General features: G+C 45.5%; 17 protein-coding genes. 6 read left to right on the top strand and 11 right to left on the bottom strand.

Translation table 11 applies throughout. The features are described from left to right. Positions 1-29: 29 nt before the first annotated feature. On the top strand, positions 30-1,235 hold the full coding sequence (locus HMPREF9473_RS00875) for an ATP-binding protein (protein ID WP_006778153.1): 1,206 nt from the start codon (positions 30-32) through the stop codon (positions 1,233-1,235). Positions 1,236-1,287: 52 nt separating this feature from the next. Here the strand turns inward: HMPREF9473_RS00875 and HMPREF9473_RS00870 are convergent, their stop codons facing one another. From HMPREF9473_RS00870 to HMPREF9473_RS00850, 5 genes are read right to left on the bottom strand one after another with little or no spacing between them, the layout of a single operon-like run. After that, a complete protein-coding gene (locus HMPREF9473_RS00870) occupies positions 1,288-2,130 on the bottom strand; it encodes a carbohydrate ABC transporter permease (protein ID WP_006778152.1) in 843 nt (280 codons plus the stop codon). Positions 2,131-2,132: 2 nt separating this feature from the next. Continuing rightward, on the bottom strand, positions 2,133-3,029 hold the full coding sequence (locus HMPREF9473_RS00865) for a carbohydrate ABC transporter permease (RefSeq protein ID WP_006778151.1): 897 nt from the start codon (positions 3,027-3,029) through the stop codon (positions 2,133-2,135). Positions 3,030-3,039: 10 nt separating this feature from the next. Further along, complete coding sequence (locus HMPREF9473_RS00860; protein ID WP_006778150.1) at positions 3,040-4,404, bottom strand: ABC transporter substrate-binding protein; 1,365 nt, start codon at positions 4,402-4,404, stop codon at positions 3,040-3,042. A gap of 42 nt (positions 4,405-4,446) precedes the next feature. Beyond that, a complete protein-coding gene (locus HMPREF9473_RS00855) occupies positions 4,447-6,873 on the bottom strand; it encodes a glycoside hydrolase family 3 N-terminal domain-containing protein (protein WP_207636777.1) in 2,427 nt (808 codons plus the stop codon). 35 nt (positions 6,874-6,908) lie between these two features. Then, positions 6,909-7,262, bottom strand: coding sequence for a cupin domain-containing protein (locus HMPREF9473_RS00850; protein ID WP_006778148.1), 354 nt, complete (start codon positions 7,260-7,262; stop codon positions 6,909-6,911). A gap of 250 nt (positions 7,263-7,512) precedes the next feature. On the opposite strand from HMPREF9473_RS00850, the gene HMPREF9473_RS00845 reads away from it, so the two are divergent. The 5 genes from HMPREF9473_RS00845 to HMPREF9473_RS00825 all read left to right on the top strand — a co-directional run bounded on the left by HMPREF9473_RS00845 (position 7,513) and on the right by HMPREF9473_RS00825 (position 12,422). Further along, the gene (locus HMPREF9473_RS00845) at positions 7,513-8,217 is read left to right on the top strand and encodes a GntR family transcriptional regulator (protein WP_006778147.1); all 705 of its coding nucleotides are present in this window, start codon (positions 7,513-7,515) and stop codon (positions 8,215-8,217) included. Positions 8,218-8,362: 145 nt separating this feature from the next. Continuing rightward, positions 8,363-9,046 (top strand): TIGR01906 family membrane protein, encoded by a 684-nt coding sequence (locus HMPREF9473_RS00840; protein ID WP_006778146.1) that lies wholly within the window; start codon positions 8,363-8,365, stop codon positions 9,044-9,046. 96 nt (positions 9,047-9,142) lie between these two features. Next, positions 9,143-10,633, top strand: a complete 1,491-nt coding sequence (locus HMPREF9473_RS00835; protein ID WP_034857765.1) for a D-alanyl-D-alanine carboxypeptidase family protein — start codon at positions 9,143-9,145, stop codon at positions 10,631-10,633. Between the two features lie 30 nt (positions 10,634-10,663). After that, on the top strand, positions 10,664-11,740 hold the full coding sequence (locus tag HMPREF9473_RS00830; RefSeq protein ID WP_006778144.1) for a sensor histidine kinase: 1,077 nt from the start codon (positions 10,664-10,666) through the stop codon (positions 11,738-11,740). Then, positions 11,730-12,422, top strand: coding sequence for a response regulator (locus tag HMPREF9473_RS00825; protein WP_006778143.1), 693 nt, complete (start codon positions 11,730-11,732; stop codon positions 12,420-12,422). The genes HMPREF9473_RS00830 and HMPREF9473_RS00825 overlap by 11 nt, the downstream gene beginning before the upstream one ends. Here HMPREF9473_RS00825 and HMPREF9473_RS00820 read toward each other — a convergent pair. The 6 genes from HMPREF9473_RS00820 to HMPREF9473_RS00795 all read right to left on the bottom strand — a co-directional run bounded on the left by HMPREF9473_RS00820 (position 12,417) and on the right by HMPREF9473_RS00795 (position 19,662). Next, positions 12,417-13,781, bottom strand: a complete 1,365-nt coding sequence (locus HMPREF9473_RS00820; protein WP_006778142.1) for an MATE family efflux transporter — start codon at positions 13,779-13,781, stop codon at positions 12,417-12,419. The genes HMPREF9473_RS00825 and HMPREF9473_RS00820 overlap by 6 nt on opposite strands. Continuing rightward, complete coding sequence (locus tag HMPREF9473_RS00815; protein WP_006778141.1) at positions 13,774-14,754, bottom strand: 3'-5' exonuclease; 981 nt, start codon at positions 14,752-14,754, stop codon at positions 13,774-13,776. Before HMPREF9473_RS00815 ends, HMPREF9473_RS00820 begins: the two co-directional genes overlap by 8 nt. A gap of 69 nt (positions 14,755-14,823) precedes the next feature. After that, on the bottom strand, positions 14,824-15,669 hold the full coding sequence (locus HMPREF9473_RS00810) for a MerR family transcriptional regulator (protein WP_006778140.1): 846 nt from the start codon (positions 15,667-15,669) through the stop codon (positions 14,824-14,826). Between the two features lie 156 nt (positions 15,670-15,825). Next, complete coding sequence (locus tag HMPREF9473_RS00805; RefSeq protein WP_006778139.1) at positions 15,826-16,578, bottom strand: phosphotransferase family protein; 753 nt, start codon at positions 16,576-16,578, stop codon at positions 15,826-15,828. A gap of 27 nt (positions 16,579-16,605) precedes the next feature. Beyond that, entirely contained in the window at positions 16,606-19,218 is a 2,613-nt protein-coding gene (gene adhE / locus HMPREF9473_RS00800) for a bifunctional acetaldehyde-CoA/alcohol dehydrogenase (RefSeq protein WP_006778138.1), read from the bottom strand. A 252-nt stretch (positions 19,219-19,470) separates the two neighbouring features. Continuing rightward, positions 19,471-19,662: a helix-turn-helix domain-containing protein gene (locus HMPREF9473_RS00795; protein ID WP_006778137.1), complete on the bottom strand. Its 192-nt coding sequence runs from the start codon at positions 19,660-19,662 to the stop codon at positions 19,471-19,473. Between the last annotated feature and the right edge of the window lie 11 nt (positions 19,663-19,673).

Below are 19,673 nucleotides of genomic sequence, written 5' to 3'. Positions count from 1 at the left end.
AGTAATTATAAGAGGAAGGTGATATTACTATGATAAAACGAGAATTATACTTACGAAAGATTCGCCCGTTCTACCCTTCTGAGCTGGTAAAAGTGATAACCGGAATACGCCGCTGCGGTAAATCCACACTTTTATTGCAAATCATGGAGGAACTTAAAAATTCAGGAGTCCCGGATACCCACATGATTTATGTAAACTTCGAGGATTATAAGTATCGACGGCTGATGGACCCGGACGCGTTCTATCAGTATATTGAGGAGCGGATTCCGGAAGACGGTCTTACCTACCTTTTTTTTGACGAAATACAGAATGTCATTGATTATGAACTGGTTGTCAACTCCTTCCGTGCCACACATAATACCAGTATTTTTATGACTGGCTCCAACTCCAAGCTGCTATCCGGCGAGCTGGCGTCCCATCTGGGCGGCCGCACGGTCTCCTTTCGGGTTATGCCATTCAATTTCAAAGAATTCTGTGAGTTTAACGGTTATCAGAAGCCTGTGGAAGAATTATTCCAGGACTACGTCCGCATGGGCGGTTTTCCCCTGGTATGCTCCGCTCCCGATGAAGACAGCAGAATGATGACCCTGTCAAGCCTGTATGATTCGATTGTCTTAAAAGACATCATCATGAGAAATAAAATCGCCTCCCCACAGTCCCTTGAAAAAATACTGGAATACCTGATTGCCAACACCTCCACCACCGTATCCAGCAAGAATATTGCGGCATCCCTTACTGACTCCAACCAGTCTATATCAGGCCCAACCGTTTACGATTATATCCGATACATTGTGGATGCCTGCATTGTCGATAAGGTAGCGCGGTATGATATCCGCGGACGAAAGGCACTGGCTTTCGAAGAGAAGACCTATGTCTGTGATTTAGGCTTTTTCCAGTTAAAAAAGAACCGGGTCAAAGATGAATGGAACTTTATCATTGAGACCATCATTTACAATGAATTAATCGCCCGCGGTTATAAAGTTTATATCGGCAAGACATACCGTGGAGAGATAGATTTCATCGCCCAGCTGCCAAATTCCAAACTTTATATCCAGGCTGCCTACCTCATGAGCGATGAGAAAACCATTGAGCGGGAGTTTGGCGCCTTTGATTCCGTCCATGATAATTACCCCAAATATGTCATTTCCATGGACACGCTTACCAATGACAGAAATGGAATTCGGCATTTGAATTTGATTGATTTTTTGTTACATGAAAATTTGTTAGCCAACTAAAAAATGCCGGACCGCCTGTTTCAAATGCGGTTCGGCATTTTCTCTGACTCACCTATCCTTTTACTGCCCCAGCCATCATTCCCTTCACCAACTTATCCTGACCAATACAAAATGCAATGATCATCGGAATAGCACAAAGCGTCAGTACTGTCATAATCAAAGGCACATTCATCGTATACTCACCCTTAAAGTCTGAAATCGCCAGCGGAAGTGTTTTACTCTTCATGGAACTAGTCAAAATCAAAGCAAAGCTGAACTCATTCCAGATATACACACTGTCGTAAATCGCTATGGTTGCAATTCCCGGTTTTGACAACGGCAGAATAATCCGGGCAAATATCTGATAATAACTGCACCCGTCAATCAGTGCCGCCTCCTCCAGCTCCTTTGGTATCCCTTTCATAAATCCACTCAGAATAAAGATAGAGATGGGGAGATAAAACGCGATATATGGCCCCACAAGTCCAAAAATTGTATCATAAGTATGAAATTTCTGTGTGAGAATAAACACCGGTATAAATGCAATGTGAATCGGAATCGACATACAGGCTACTACAACAGCCAGCAAACGATTGGTCCATTTACTCTCCAGCCTCGCAAATACATAGGATGCTAAAGAAGAGATTACCAGGATTCCCACCAGAGAGAGTAACAGTGTCAGCCCTGAATTTTTAAAATAAATCCCGAATCGTCTCTCCAATACTTCCGCGTAATTGGCCAGGCTGAAATGCTCAGGCAATGAAAATACACCATTCATAAACATTTCCGAACTCTGTTTAAAACTGGACAACACCATAAAGAAGAAGGGAAAGATGGTGATAAACGCCCAGATACATGCCAGCAGAAGAACCATCCATTTTGACCATTTTATAGTTTTTCTCCGTTTATTATTCATCTTTAATCCTCCCCCTTTCTCAACAATTTTATAGTCGTAATAGATATCAATGTGATAATCAAAAACATGGCGGAAGCAACCGTAGAACCATATCCCATCTGCATTTCCGGAAACGTCTTTTTATACATATAAGTAGCCATCAACTCTGTCGCTCCCGAGGGTCCCCCACCCGTCATAATATAAATAAGGTCAAAATGCTTCATAGAACCAATCATCTGCAATACCAGCGCATTTCTAATTGTTGGCATCAGCTGGGGAATGGCACATTGAAAGAAATACTGACTTTTGCTTGCCCCGTCCACCATTGCCGCCTCATAAATTTCTTTCGGAATCGAACTCATTCCTGCCAGGAAATATACCATATAAAATGGAACAAACTGCCACACAATCACAAATGCAACTGTTACAAGCGCATAGTCCGGATTACCTAAAAGCGGAATTCCCTCTCTTCCAAATAGATTCAGGATTGCCGTCAACCCGCCAAACGTAGGGTCTAATAAAAAGCCAAAAAGGGTACCAATTGCCACACTGGACATTAACAGTGGTAAAAACCATACAATCTTAAAAATATTTGCCTTCTTTCCTGCAATATCCAGGAAATATGCCAATGCCAGTGCAATAGGCGTTTGCCCCAAAACTGAAATCACCATCAACAAAAGGTTATTTTTAATTGCTTTTGCAAACGTGAAATCCTTTAACAGCATTTTCCAGTTTTTCAATCCCACAAAATCAGTCATTTTACCCATTCCACTCCAGTCAAAAAGACTGATGTGGAAGGAGTTATAAATGGAATAAAAGATAAATACCGCTAAAAAACCAAACACAGGCAGCAAAAACAGAAATTTTATTGTAAATTTTTGTCGTTCATATTTCTTAGCAAAGTTATGAGACGTTCTCATATCTACACCTCTATTTCTCCTGCTCTTTTGCAGTGGCTTCCATTGCTTTTGCCGCTTCTTCCGGTGTCATGGTCAAACCAAAGAGTTCCTGTGTGGTATCTTTATGTTTTTCCCCCAGTACCGGAGACAGATACTGGTCATAAGCCAGCTGTACATAAGTAGCATCCTGAAGCATATTTAATGCATTCTGGCGCAGCGGGTCTGTCACCTTGTCCACGATTCCATTTACCGGAACACATCTGCCAACCTCCAGCATCTCTGTTACCGTATCTTCACTGGCCAATTCCTCAATAAATGCAAATGCTGCGTCTGGATTCTCACAGTTACTGGAAATGGAAAGGAAATTGGAACCTGCCGAGCCAACTACACGTTTTGCCGCCTCTTTATCATCGCCATCAACCGGGAAGGTTGCAATGCCAATCTTATCCGCAAAATCTGGCATTTCATCTTTGATAATTGCAATAACAGAAGTTGGGTAAATAAACATAGCCGCTTTCCCTGTGTACAGAAGCTGTCTGTCCTGACCCGTAGAATTGTCAAGTCCATTGACACCATCTGGGAAATAACCATTGTTAACCCATTTCTGAATTGTCTCTCCTGCTTTTACAAATGCTTCATCCTCAAAACTTCCACCATTCACACGGTTTGCAGCATTATAAAATGCATCTGGTCCGCCATAACGGTCTACTAAATACATATAGTAAGCTGAACCTGTCCATTTATTTAAGTTTGCTAAAGCAAAAGGTATAATACCGTTTTCTTTTAACGTGTCACATACTGTCTCCAGCTCGTCTAATGTCTCAGGAACTTCCAGATTATACTGTGCGAAAATTTCTTTGTTGTAAAACAATGGGAATACCATCAAATCTCCACCGGCAGCAACCGCATAAATCTTCCCGTCATAGGTTCCCATCTGGAGACTGGATTCCATGATACGGTCCTTCAACCCCGATTCCTCCATATACGGAGTTAAATCAATAATCAAATCCTCCTGAATATAAGAATTCATAGGACCTCCACTCCAATGGGCAAAAATGTCCGGTGCGGAATTAGAAGCCATGCTGACTTTTAGTTTATCTTTATAGGATTCATTGTAAATTAATGTCATTTCCACATCATTACCAGTAGCATCTTTGTAACGGGATGCTGCTGAGTCATACTGTTCCTGGATAGTAGGAAGTGGTGAATAAAATGAAACTGTGACAGGTTCGGACACTTTCTCACTTGTTGTCTCCGCCGTCGACGTCGCCGCTGTCTCTGAACTGGTTGTAGTACCCGCCGCCTCTGTCTCTTTTGTGTTCCCGGATGAACAACCAGTCATTCCCAAAACCAAACTCATACTTAACACAACAGATATCAATGCTTTTCTTTTCATACTGTTCTCCTTTTTAATAATATAAAATGTTTCATTGGTTCCTTAATAAACGGTATCTTCGATATATTTTTTTTCACTTGCCGTAACATCCAGCCGTTTTAACAGCCCACAGATGTTAAGAAACATCGCAGAAATCTCTGCCTCCGTTTTATTGTGCATCCGTGGAACAATTTCCTTCTCCCATACCTTCTCAAAAGGCTGGAATGGCAGCGTATTATTATAATTTTTTAAGACAGTTCTGTCTATTACCCCTTCCGGCAGACCTTCCAGCAGTATCTTCACCGCTCTCTCATCGTCGTTTATTCTCTTAAACAACGTGTTAGGACCGTATCCATAAACATTGGTTCCTTCCACAAGCAGTGATTTCTTCAGATAGATATTTCTGGAAGAATTGCCTGCTAAAAGTATGAATATTCCCGGCTCGCAAACCCAGTCTTTCTCGTAAGGGTCATAACTGGATAACTGTTCTTTTCCAATCGTCATCGTAACTTCTTTGGACTCCCCAGGATTTAAGAACACTTTCTGAAATCCTTTCAATTCCTTCACCGCCTTCTGAAGCGTTGATTCCTGGTCATGAATATAGAGCTGAACCACTTCGCTTCCAGCCATATTTCCCGTATTTTTCACGGTAACTTTGACCTGCACGGTTTCTCCATTGTCAATGTTTAACCGTCCTGAGCTAAGACTCATATTCTGGAATTCAAAAGTTGTATATGACAACCCATAACCAAAGGGGAATAGCGGCTCTATCTGTTTCACGTCGTAATAGCGGTAGCCGGCATAAATGCCTTCTCCATACAGAACTTCTCCAAATTCACCTGGGAAATTCAAATAGGATGGACAATCTCTGTAATACTTTGGAAATGTCAATGGAAGTTTTCCACAGGGGTTTCTCTTACCAAAAAGAATATCACTTGCCGCATGTCCACCTTCCTCTCCCGGAAAGTATACACAAAGCACTGCATTAACATCATCTATGTAATCCATCATCTCCACAGGTGCCGATATATTGAGTATCAATACTACCTTTTTCTGCCGCTTTTTGGCTTCTCTCACTGTTTCAAGAACCAGTTTCTGGTCCTCCGCATCCAGTTTCATATCTTCTCTATCGCAGCCTTCCTGCCCAGCCGCAGCAGCAGAAATAATCACCACATCTGTTAAATCAGACATTTCAGAAACCAGTATCTTTTCGTCTCCCACTATCTGTCTGGAGCAATCAATCAAACTGCTAGTTTTATCAGTATGAACCCGGCCGCTGCCGATTCCACAATCCAGAAAATGTTTCGATTTCTCACCATAAAATGAAATACGAGTATCTACTGACAATGGCAGTACGCCATCATTTTTCAAAAGAGTAATACCCTCACAAGCTGTCTCATAGGCAATTTCTCTGGATTTCTCAGAATCGATATCATGATATTTTCTTCCTTTCATAACCGGCATCTCGACCAATACATTTAAATAATGTTCTACTGCCTCGTCCAGACAGGCCTCGTCCAAGCGGCCCTCCTTCACCGCGTCAATGATAGGCCTTGTATCTCTCGGTCCTGGCTCGCTCAAGTCATTGCCAGCCTTTAACGCTTCCACCTGGTCATACACACCACCCCAGTCTGACACAACAAAACCATCAAATCCCCATTCGCCCCGCAGCACATCCCGAATCAGCCAGCTGTTATGGGCACACGCATTCCCATTGATATAGTTATAGGCAGTCATCACATTTTTTACACCGCCTTTTTGCACACAGGCCTTAAATCCCGGAAAATATATCTCATAGAGCGCTCTCTTTGAAATAATCTCGTTAACACTCTCCCGCTCCGTCTCCTGATTATTTGCCGCAAAATGCTTCACATCCGCTATGACTCCTTGATTCTGAACTCCGATACAATAATTCGGGGCCAGCTCACTAATCAAATATGGGTCTTCCGAATAAGATTCAAAACTACGGCCTCCCAACGGATTTCTGTGAATGTTGATACATGGTGTGCCCAATAGCATATCCACACCAAAAGCACTGGCCTCTTTACCAACTGCCTCAGCGCAGTGAAGCACCGCATCCGGGTTCCAGGTTGCTCCTAAGAGCATTCCATCCGGAAAACAGCTGGGTAAATCTCCGCTTGGCACCAGTTCCCTTATCTTCTCCAAAAATGCATCCAGCAGCTCATTCTCCTCTTCACTGAGATTCTCCCTGCTGGTTAAATTGTTCATAATCTTAGTCATATAAGCGATTAATCCCAGCCCATGTTTGCCTGCCTTTTCCAAATATGTACCTGTCAGCTGTCCAGTACTGATTAACTGAACCATGTACTGGCGCAGGTTCACACCGCCGCCTGCATCTAAAAACATGGCTCTTGGTATTCCTAACCGTTCTATACCTTCTGTTCCATACATAAACTGGCCGGTTATCAGAAGTGCTTTTTCCTCCAGAGTCATCTCTTTGATAACATCTTTGACTGATGCTCTATCCATTAACTTCAATATGGTACCTCCATTTACCTATACTTTTAATTCTTATAAAGAATTAGCGCTATCACCTCTAATGGCTCTTCTCCGGCTGCTTCCAGACTGTGCCCTTCGCCATATCCTGTAAATGTCACATCACCGGCTTTCACTATCCGAATCTTACCGTTATCATTAAACCTCCCTACTCCACTTAATATGTAATAGGTCTCCGATTCATTTTCATGCACATGATAGCCCAGCCCTGAATCCGGGTAAATCGTAGTGTGTGCAAAAACTCTCCCTTTGTCATACATTTCTTCCGGACCGTTTAGCAGACTCCTGACTAAGATTTCTCCTTTTCCATGAAATGGGCTCGGCTTTTTTTCCTGGTACAGCTCTTCTCCTTTTCGAACCATATGACTCGCTCCCCTCCTTTCTTTAACTGTTGACCAATGGTAAACACTTTATGTTCCTAAAGTATACAACAATTATTTTTCAATGTCCATGTTGATATTGTCCATATTTGGAGCATGTTATTTGTGCATATTGCACAACATCAAAAGCAAGTTAGGTAGTTTTTTCTGTTGATATTTACTTTACAACGCGATATAATACACTTGATGTATACTATACGTAACATGTTACAGAAAGACTGAGGGAATTCATATGCCAGCCAATACTATTGCCAATCGCAATCTGAAAAATGAAGTTTACCAAATTTTAAAAGAGAGATTAATCAACTGTGTCTATCCTCCTGGTTCCATCATCAATGAAGCCCAGTTGTCTGCAGAATTAAATTTAAGCCGAACACCGGTCCGTGAAGCTATCAGTCGTTTGGAGATGGACGGATTTATCAAAATTATGCCCAAAAAGGGTCTCTATGTAACTGATATCCTGCTGAGCAATATTATTCAGTTATTTCAGACAAGAATTGAAATTGAGCCCATCACCCTGCGCATGGCGGCCCCTTATCTTCCGGAACAAGAACTACTTGCTTTTTGCAATAAATTTGAAGAGGAACTGGTTGATATCCGCAATGGGTTCCGACTTGATACTGCCATGCACCTGTTTATCATTGAACACTGCGGAAATAAATATCTTATTGATATGATGCATCGCGTATTTGATGAAAATACAAGAGTCATTATATCCAGCAAACAGAATCAGGTACAGATTCACGACGCACGGGCAGAACATCTGGAACTTTTATCTGCATTGTTAAAGAAAGATATAGATAACGCTGAGAAACTAATGAAATCACATTTAGAAAACTGTCGGCAGGCTGCTTTTAATTATTTCTACAATCAGCAAGTTTTTGTTTCTCCTTCTCCGCAAAGTTATAAAGATGAATTAGATAAACTAGATTTTTAGTAATATAATAGACAGGCCACCGCCGTATTTTCATCTGGTGATGGTCTGTCAAATATCAAATCTTTTGTTTTCTATTATGACATTCAGTGCTATAATAAATTCCACAATTACTTACCACCAACCACAACAATAAGGAGTAAATCATATGTCTATATTACGCTACTTTGCAGGCATCCTATGTTCCTTCTGCCTGATGATAATCTTACTAATCACATCCGTAGAAGCCGTCGCCTACTGGACTCCCGGTTACTATGAGAAAGAATACGCCAAGTACAACGTAACTGCCGACGTCAACATGGAGATGGACGACTTGCTTGACGTGACGAAAGAGATGATGGCCTTCCTGCGGGGCGACCGGGCGGACCTGCATGTGGAGACTACGGTGGGCGGCGTGCAGAGAGAATTCTTTAACGAGCGGGAAATCGCCCATATGGTGGACGTGCAGGGGCTGTTCCTGGCGGCTTTGATGATTCGGAGAATCTGCCTGGCGGTGGCGGCTGTCTGTGTGATTGCCCTGTTCCTGTTAAAGTCCAATGTAAAAAAGATACTTCCGAAGAGTATCTGCATTGGTACCGGTCTGTTTTTCGCCCTTATCTGTGTGCTGGCTGGAATTATATCCACAGATTTTAACAAATACTTTGTGATGTTCCACCATATTTTCTTCAACAACGATTTATGGATTCTGGACCCGGCCACCGATTTGCTTATCAATATCGTGCCGGAGCCTTTCTTCATGGACACGGCCGCCAGAATTGCTTTGACCTACGGGATATCTGTTCTTATCCTTTTTCTGGCCTGCTTTTTCTACCTCCGCAGGCAGAAAAAATAACACAATTTCTTTACTTGTCTCCTAAAATGGCATATACTGTAACATAGGTGTATTTTTGCCTTTTTACTAAGACATACGTATGGAGAGATTTTATAAATGAAAAAAATGATAGCAGTACTCTTGTGCCTCATCATAAGCATAGGAATTTTTACAACCAACACATATGCGGCCCCTGACTGGCCTTCTGACGTCTCAATCGAAGCAGAAGGCGGTATTGTCATGGATGCGGATACCGGGACGATTCTTTACAGTAAGAACGCCCATATCCCCTATTTCCCGGCCAGTATCACAAAAATTCTAACGGCCTTAATCGTCATCGAAAACTGCGATTTAAACGAGACCGTAACATTTTCCCATAATGCTGTTTACAACGTAGAATCCAACAGCAGCAGCGCGGGACTGGACGTGGGGGACACCTTGAGCGTCCGGGACTGTCTCTATGCCATGCTGTTAAAATCGGCCAACGAGGTGGCCAACGCGCTGGCGGAACACGTGGCCGGCACCACAGAGGACTTTGCGGTTCTTATGAACCAGAAAGCGGCCTCTCTCGGCTGCCAGGACTCCAATTTTGCCAATCCGAGCGGATTAAACAACCCGGACCACTACACCTCTGTCTATGACATGGCCCTGATTGGACAGGCCGCCTTAAAGAACGAAACTTTTGTGGATATTGATTCCACTCTGTACTATGACCTTCCTGTCACAAAAAGAAATCCGGACGGAGCCCGCATCTATCCTGGCCACAAGATGATTAAGAAGAATTCTGCCGAATATTACTCCGGCGCCTTTGGAGGGAAAACCGGCTACACGTCTCTGGCAGGCAACACACTGGTCACCTTTGCGAAACGTGACGGCATGACACTGGTCAGTGTCATCTTAAACGGCCATCAAACGCATTACAGCGACACAAGGAAGCTCCTGGATTTCGGATTCCAGAACTTTCAGTCGGTGGTAGCTTCCGACTATGACAACACTTACACGTCCATTGAGAACGACATGACTATAGCCGGTTTATCCGCCTCCAACTTATCCGGGCTGATGCTTGACAAAACCAGCCGGGTAACGCTTCCGAAGAATACGGATTTCTCCTCTGTCACCTCCAGCATTACTTACGATTTGAGTGATGCCGACCCTGCAGATGCCATTGCAAAGATTCAGTATCAGCTAGGCGACAGAGCGGTGGGCGCCACCTACCTGGAGCTTAAGACCTCCGATATCTCAGGCCCTGCCATACCGGCTACCACCTTGGCAGATATCGCTGACATCACGCTGGAGAGCACCACCGTGCCGGAGCCGGAACCTGTAAAAAAGGAACCGATCAAGATTCCTCCTATTGTGTGGACCGTTCTGGCTGTCGTCGTGGCCCTGGCTCTGTTGATTACTATTATCATCATGGTAAAAGGGTATCTGGAGCGGAAAGAGGCTTCTGAGCGCAACCGGCGCCGTGAGAAACGGTTACAGCGGCTTCAGGAGATTGGATATTCGTCGGTAGAATTTGATTTGCTGATGGAACAGAAACGCTCTTCCTACACCCTGAAACCATCCAAACGCCGCTGGAACATCAAGTTCCCATTTAGGAAAAAGTAATTCAGTACTCAACATAAGGAGAACGAAACCATGTCCAAGAAGGACTTACGGCACAATATCATCGTGACCTCCGCCTATCTGTCCATTGCCACCGCCATTGCCGCCCTTTTCTTCGTAACCACGGAAAATACTACCAACGTGGCCATCATATACGCGCTGGCGGCAATGCTGATTGCCAGGCGGACGGAAGGCTATGTGCCGGGTATCATCGCATCCTGCGTATCCGTCGTCTTCATCAATTTTATCTTCACCTATCCTTTTATGGAATTAAACTTTACGCTGGACGGATATCCGCTGACCTTCATCGCACTGATGTTTATCACCGCCATGACCAGCACCCTGACCACCCATTTAAAGGAGCAGACACGGATTCTCAATGAGCGGGAGCATCTTCTGATGGAAGCGGAAAAAGAGAAAATGCGGGCCAACCTGCTGCGGGCCATCTCCCACGATTTGCGCACCCCCCTGACCAGCATTATCGGCACAACAGATAATTATCTGGAGCACGGGGATGCCATGACGGAGGAGGAGAAGACCCACCTGATTCACAACATTTCCGAGGATGCCAACTGGCTTTTAAATATGGTGGAAAACCTGCTATCCGTGACAAGGATACAGGGGGAAGGCGCCAGCGTTGTCACTACACTGGAACCGTTGGAAGAAGTCATCCCGGATGCGGTCATCCGCTTTCACAAACGTCTTCCGGATGCGGCCGTTCAGGTGAATATCCCAGAGGACTTCATCATGGTTCCCATGGATGCCACTCTGATAGAGCAGGTGATTATCAACCTTCTGGAAAATGCCGTGTACCACTCAAACAGCGACGCGCCAATTGAGTTGATCGTCACCACGGATGAACATTTTGCCAGGTTCTCTATCAAGGACCACGGCAAGGGAATCGACGAAGCGATTATTCCCACCCTGTTTGACGGCGGCGCCCCCGCTTCCGGGCAGTGCAGTGATTCCCACAAGGGAATGGGCATCGGGCTGTCCATCTGTAAGACCATTGTCAATGCACATCACGGCGATTTATTTGCACGGAATCATGAAGACGGAGCAGAGTTTATATTTACATTACCAATAGGAGAGGGACATTATGAATCATAAGCAGATAGCGGTTATTATCGAAGATGAAAAGAATATTTGCAGTTTTATGGAGACCACCCTTGAATCGGCAGACTACAAAGTAGTGACGGCGGCCACCGGCGCCGACGGCATTTCCCTGACAGCTTCCCAATGCCCTGATATTGTACTGCTGGATTTGGGTCTGCCGGATATGGACGGGCTGGATGTGCTGAATAAAATACGCAGCTTCTCCAAAGTACCCGTCATTATCATTTCTGCCAGAACCCAGGAGGCGGAAAAAGTGAAAGCGCTGGATTCCGGCGCTGATGATTATATCACCAAGCCCTTCGGCACAGGAGAACTGCTGGCCCGTATCAGAACGGCCCTCAGACACCGCTCCACCTCCGAGGCGACGGAATCCACCGTCTATCATGCAGGGGATTTGACCATCGACTTTGAGCGCCGCCTTGTCACTCTGGGGGAGGAAGTCATCAGCCTTACCCAAATCGAGTACAAGATTGTATCCATCCTGGCAAAACAGGCGGGGAGAGTCCTCACTTACGATTACCTGATGAAGGAAATCTGGGGACCCTACACCGATGACAATAACCAGATACTCCGTGTAAATATGGCCCATATCCGCCGCAAAATCGAGAAGGATACGGCCGCGCCGGAATACATATTTACCGAAATCGGCGTTGGGTACCGGATGCGTGAATCATAAATATTCTGTTTTCTGCAGTTTTACAAATATCCTTCTCAACATCACAATCGCCGCGATAGACAGCACCAGCTCCGCCGTAAACTGGGCGTAGGTAAGCCCGTAGAGCGGGAACAGATAGTTGAGAATATAGAGCGCCGGAATCTCCAGCATAATCTTCCTGAGAATGGCGAAGACCAGAGCTGACCTTCCCATTCCGATGGCCTGGAAGACACCCACCGCGATAAAGTCCATACACATAAACGGAAGGCTCAGACAGAAGCCCCGCAAAAATCTTGTCCCGTATGCGATAATCGTTGGATTATTCATGAACGATTTCGTCAATCCGCCTGCGAAGGTATAATAAGCCAGGGAGACACATATCAGGAATGGAAGCAGCGTTTTCATGGTAAAGAAGATGGCTTCCTTCATCCGCTTGTGGTTCCCGCTGGCATAGGTATAACTGATAAGCGGCATGATCCCCTGGGAAAATCCCATGGCAATCTGCAAGGGCACCATATTAATCTTCTGGGTAATTCCCATGGCCGCCACCGCGTCCGCTCCGTATGTAGAAGTAAAGTTGTTTAAAATGGTCATTCCCGTCACGTTCAGCAGATTCTGAATCGACGCGGGAATGCCGACTCCGCATACCCCAAGAACAATCAGTTTCCGGAATCCAAACTCCCTTGGCCGAATGCTGATATAGGTATTCCCCCGCTTCCTGTAAAGCAGCACAAAGAAGTAGATACACGCCACACAGTTAGACAAAAACGTGGCCAATCCGGCTCCTGCCGCCCCCATATTCAGCCCCCAGGGCATAATAAATATCGGGTCAATGATAATATTCAAAAGGCAGCCGCTCATGGTACCGATACTGGCATGAAGAGACGCTCCCTCCGAGCGCACCATATACGCCAGCACCACATTCAAAATGGCAGGAACCGCACCGAAGGTAACCGTCCAGATCAAATACCCTTCCGTAGCCTCTATGGTATTGACATCCGCCCCCAGAATTCCTAACAGCGGCTGGCGGAACACCGTACACATCAGTGACAGCAAAATTCCACTAAACAGCGCACAGTAAAAGCCAAAAGCGGAACTCTGCCGTACCGTCTCATATTCTTTTCGTCCAAGCGCCCGGCTCATCATGCTGGAACTGCCCACGCCAAACAGGTTGTTGACAGCGTTAAACGCCAGCAGCACAGGAGCCGCCAGCGTCACCGCCGCATTCTGTATCGGATTGTTTAGCATTCCCACAAAATAGGTATCTGCCAGATTGTACAGTACCATAACCAGCGAACTCAAAACTGTCGGAACCGCCAGTTTCATGACCGCACTCGGTATGGGTGCCTGCTCAAATAAGATTGTTTTCTGATTATCCATGGTTACGCCTTTCGGCCCTTTTTATTTTGTGCTTTTCGTTGCGGCGCTTTTTGAGCTCCTCTTTCCGCTCATAGACACTCTGGGCCCCATCATCATCCACCAGCTTCATGGTCTTCACCACATAAACCCGTCCATCATCCGACTTCTTCATGCGGATTTTCCCGCGGACAAATCCGTGCTCCGGACAAACTGCCAGGCACAGATAGGTCTTCTGGTTAAAGGAAAACCAGCGGACTTTCTTGCGCAGCATCCGCCGGCATCTGCGGCACAGCATATCCGTCACCGTCTTATCCGCCAGCGCATCCTCCTTGTTCTCAAAGGTTCTGGACACATATTTGGCGTAATCCGGGAATTCCAGATAAATCTCCTCCGCCTTGTCTCCCGGCAGCCGGAAATAGTCCACGGACAGATAGGGCTCCGCTTCCACAAAATCCAGCCTCTGCATCACTTTTCCGGTATAATAGGCATCATCCAGCGCCCGGTGAAACGGCCGCTCCTCCTTGATATCAAGTTCTCCCACCGCCGTATCGAGTGACGGCTTCGCCTTGATATCGCCGTGGAGAAGTGCATACAGCTTCTGCACATCATAATAAAACAATGGCTTCTTAAAAGGTATCTCCACATGATAATAGCTCATATTCCGCTGCAGTTCTGTCAAATCCATGGGTCCCCAGGTACAAAAGGTATAATCATCCCCACACCAGGCAATAAACTCCTCTATCACCTGCTTAAAATCAAGTCCGTCTTTCTGAAGCTCCTTCATATCCATATGTGTCACTTCGGATATCTTGTAATGCAGCTGCCGGTACACCTGGGGAGAAATCAGACGATGGTACTCCGCCACCATCTGAAACCGCTCATCCAGCTTGACCGCACCAATCTCGATAATCTCAAAAGGCAGTTCCTCTATGGAATTTTCTTTTCCCTGTGGACTCTGGTTCCACTCTAAGTCAAATACGATGTAAGTTTTCATAATAGATAAATTATAGCATAGGCCGTTGTATTTGCATAGGGCGGAATCAAGTCCGGTTGACACGGTTTTTTATTTGATATTGCGGTAAACTATCAGATAAGCTATCCATATAATGGCCGCACTCAAGGCAACCAGCAGGGACGCCAAGGTAAATTGCCGGCTAGCCCAGAATAGCAGCACACATACAATCATGATAACAGGCGCTATCAGCTGATGTACCAGTTTCAATTTTTCCCGTCTCTCCTGCGGGACATCCCACGCTTCCCCTTCCTCAGGATTTACCATATGACACCGTATCACCGCTCCCAAACGGCCAAATACACGGTCCGCCTCATATTCAATCCCGTCCAGCAGAAATCTCGGATACATACTCTCTTTTGTGATGGTAATATTCAGATTATTCTCATTAGCAAACTGAAGAAGTGCATCCGTAAATTCTCTCGGTGTCAGCGCCATCGTATCCGGTACAAATGAAAACTCCTTCTTCCCCTCACATTCCACGACTTTTTTATAATCTTCGATAATATCCATAAACTTACCTCCTCTCCTTTCAATCTCCTGCATCTTCTCAAGAACCTCCGGGACATTGAGACTCTCCAGATCTTTATCTGTCAGCTGTCGGCAGATTTCAATGGAAGCCTTCAGATGGCTCTGCTGGTCCGTCAGTTCTTTTAAATGTTTCTCTATCATATCTCCCAGCTCCACCTCCTGATTCAGTATCCGCCGGATATCTTCAATGGATATCTCCAGCTTCCGAAACATCTTGATGGTCTGAAGAATCGCCACATCATCCTCCGTATATTCCCGATAATCATTTTGTGGATTTCTGTCGGGAGTCAGCAGACCTTTCTTCTCATAAAACCGGATATTCTGCTTTGTCACACCTGTCAATCGTTCTAACTCTTTTATATTCATCTGCCCCACCTCTTTCTTTCATTACCGTTATTATAAGGGGTGCACTAAGTATAAGGTCAATACATTTTTAAAATAAACGAAAAAAACTCCCCGGAAACCGATTTATGATGGTCTCCGGAGAGTCTTCTCCAAACAATTTATGATAGAAACACAATCTTACTCATACTCAACAACATCCAGCCACTTCTCAAGCAGGTCTTTCTCCCCTGGAATCCCCTTGCCCAGTCTGGACGCAGCCGTAATCGGCAGCCATCTCTGGACATACTGTTTTGCGGTATCGCTCATCTCGCAGAAGGTATCCATGTACAAATCAGCCATCTTCTGGTCATGAAGTGCAAACAGCAGATATGTGGTAGCCGCATCCGCGGAGGCGTTACCCTGGGTTGCATGGGACCAGTCTAAGATATGATACTGGCCTTTCGCATCTACAATTACGTTGGTTGGGTTGAAGTCACCGTGAAGCACCTTCGTATGCTTTGGCATACTGGACAGACGCGTTCTCAGTTCATAGCGGACCGTGGCGCTGATGGCTGTCAGGGAGATGATTTTTCCATCCCATTTATCTTTCAGCTTTGTCAGCAGTGGCGCCTTTTTGCTATGTACCTCCAGCTGGAGGGCCACGAAATCGCGCATGTATTTATCAAGATTCTTCGGGTCTTCATCCATAATTTCCTGAAGGGTACGTCCCTCCACATAATCGGAGGTGATACACCAGTTGCCGTCCTCCGTTACATTAACGCCCAGGACTCTCGGAATCGGAAGACCTGTCTCTTCCACTCTCGCCTGATTCAGAGCTTCATTCAACACATCAGCCTTCGGGTAATTCTTATCAAATACTTTTACTGCAGTATCACCGACTTTGTAGATGATTTTATGGGTGCGTGTTGCTAAAATCTTATCTGTCTTCATATCGCTATCTCCCTTCCACTCTTATATTTATTTGCCATAGTAAGCTCTTAAGTACATATCCTTCAACTCGCTCATCAACGGATATCTCGGGTTTGCTCCTGTACACTGGTCATCAAATGCCTGCTCAACCATAGCGTCCAGAGTCTCTAAGAAATATTTCTCATCTACGCCGTATTCCGCAATCGTCTTCTTGATTCCCACAGCGGCTTTCAGCTCTTCAATCTTGTCAATCAGCTTCTTCACGGCCTCGGCATCATCCTTTGCCTGAATACCCACGAAGCGCGCGCACTCGGCATATCTTGCCATGGTGTGAGGATACTGGTACTGGGAGAAGGTACCCATCTTTCTCGGGCACTCCGCCGCATTGTAATCCACAACCAGGGAGATTAACAGGGCATTAGCAACACCGTGAGGAATGTGGTGGAAGGCGCCCAGCTTATGTGCCATGGAGTGGCATACACCCAGGAAGGCGTTGTTAAATGCCATACCTGCCATGCAGGAAGCATCCGCCATCTTGCTTCTCGCCTCCACATCAGTTCCATCCTCATAAGCTCTCGGCAGATATTCAAATACATTCTTCATAGCCTTCAATGCCAGACCATCCGTATAGTCGGAAGCCATAACAGATGCGTAAGCCTCCAGTGCATGGGTCAATACATCGACTCCTGACGCACTTGTCAGACCCTTTGGCTGGCTCATCATATTGTCAACATCCACGATGGACATGTTCGGCATCAGCTCGTAGTCAGCCAGCGGATATTTCACACCAGTCTCCTGATCAGTGATAACCGCGAAGGAAGTCACCTCAGAACCGGTACCGGAGGAAGTCGGGATCGCTACGAAATAAGCTTTCTCGCCCATTTTCGGGAAGGTGTATACACGTTTTCTGATATCGATAAAGCGCATGGCCATATCCTGGAAATCTACTTCCGGATGCTCATACATTACCCACATAATCTTGCCGGCATCCATAGCGGAACCGCCGCCCAGCGCGATGATTACATCCGGCTGGAATGCTGCCATGGCTTTGGCGCCTGCCTGGGCATTGGCCAGTGTCGGGTCTGGCTGTACATCGGAGAAGCACTGATATACAATTCCCATCTCATTTAATTTATCGGTAATCGGCTTGGTATAACCATTCATGTATAAGAAGGAGTCTGTTACGATAAATGCTCTCTTCTTGCCCAATACATCCTTTAACTCACTAAGTGCAACCGGCATACAGCCTTTCTTAAAGTAAACCTTCTCAGGCGCTCTGAACCAAAGCATATTCTCTCTCCTCTCAGCAACCGTCTTGATGTTCAACAGATGTTTCACGCCTACGTTCTCCGATACGGAGTTGCCGCCCCAGGAACCACAGCCAAGCGTCAGGGAAGGAGTCATTTTAAAGTTGTATAAATCACCGATTCCACCGTGGGAGGAAGGAGTGTTGATAACGATACGGCAGGTCTTCATGGCAGCCGCATGCTTTGCCATCTTCTCGCTCTCTCTTTCATCGATATAGAGGGAAGCGGTGTGGCCGTAGCCGCCGTCTGCAACCAGTCTCTCTGCCTTTGCAAGCGCCTCATCGAAGGTCTTGGCTTTGTACATAGCCAGAACCGGAGACAGCTTCTCATGTGCAAATTCTTCCGAAATATCGACAGATTCTACCTCACCAATAATGATCTTGGTATCCTCCGGTACTTCCACGCCAGCCAGCTTCGCAATCTTATAAGCCGACTGTCCAACAATTTTTGCATTTAACGCGCCGTTGATTAAGATGGTCTTGCGAACTTTCTCAATCTCATCTTTCTTTAAGAAATAGCAGCCGCGAACCTCAAATTCTTTCTTTACCTCTTTGTAGATTGGCTCCATCACCGTCACGGACTGCTCGGAAGCACAAATCATACCATTGTCAAAGGTCTTAGAATGGATAATGGAGCTGACTGCCATCTTGATGTCAGCCGTCTCATCGATGATAACCGGTGTGTTACCGGCGCCAACGCCTAAGGCCGGTTTTCCGGAAGAGTAAGCCGCATTCACCATACCTGGGCCGCCTGTTGCCAGAATGGTGTCGGAGTTTCTCATAACCTCGTTGGTAAGCTCCAGACTCGGCACATCAATCCAGCTGATGATTCCCTCCGGTGCGCCTGCCTTCACCGCCGCATCCAGCACAATCTTCGCCGCCGCGATAGTACAGTTCTTTGCACGGGGATGTGGGGAAATGATGATGGCATTTCTTGTCTTCAGTGCAATCAGGGTTTTGAAAATAGCGGTTGAGGTCGGGTTGGTGGTCGGAATTACCGCCGCAATCAGACCGATTGGCTCAGCAATTTTCTTCGTTCCGTACGCCTTGTCTTCCTCAATGACCCCACAGGTCTTCGTGTACCTGTAAGCGTTGTATATGTACTCTGCCGCGTAGTTGTTCTTGATTACCTTGTCTTCTACCACGCCCATGCCGGTCTCTTCTACTGCCATTTTAGCCAGTGGGATACGCTGCTGGTTGGCTGCCTTGGCCGCCTCATAGAAGATTTTGTCTACCTGCTCCTGTGTGTAGGTAGCAAACACCTCCTGTGCCTTGCGCATCGCTTTCATCTTGGCCTGTAATGCTTCCACGCTGTCAATGATTTCTGGTACAGTTGTTTCTGTGTTCTTTGCCATAACGGAACCTCCTGAAAGAATTTTGATATTGTGCCTTGTAACATTGATATCTAAAAGATTGATATTTATTTAACAATTGTATTTTAACAGTTCGTTAAAAAAATATCAATACATATTCTTAACAAGATTCTATTTAAATAATACTTTTTTTTGTGCATTTATGCAAACACATTTTTCTTAATGTTTAACAGAGTTTGAAAACAAAAAAAGCACTGCCCAAATCACCTTTTTGGACAATGCTCTCTTCCTATATTAATCGAGGCCCAGCTCTTCCTCAATCCGTCTTTTGGTTCTCTCACACTGGTTTCTACCATAAAGTATATCACTGATCGTAGAGTTCGCCAGATTCAATCTCTTGGCCAGTTCGCACTGGGCCATTCCCTGGTTTACCATCTCAATCTTTACTTTTTTCCCAAATGGAGTACACGGTACACGTTTTCCCATTAATACAGTCT

Origin of the sequence: Hungatella hathewayi WAL-18680 (genome assembly GCF_000235505.1) — a bacterium.
In the GTDB taxonomy this organism is placed as follows: domain Bacteria; phylum Bacillota; class Clostridia; order Lachnospirales; family Lachnospiraceae; genus Hungatella_A; species Hungatella_A hathewayi_A.
Note: the sequence above shows the minus strand (reverse complement) of the source record. Positions and strands in the feature narration are given on the sequence as shown.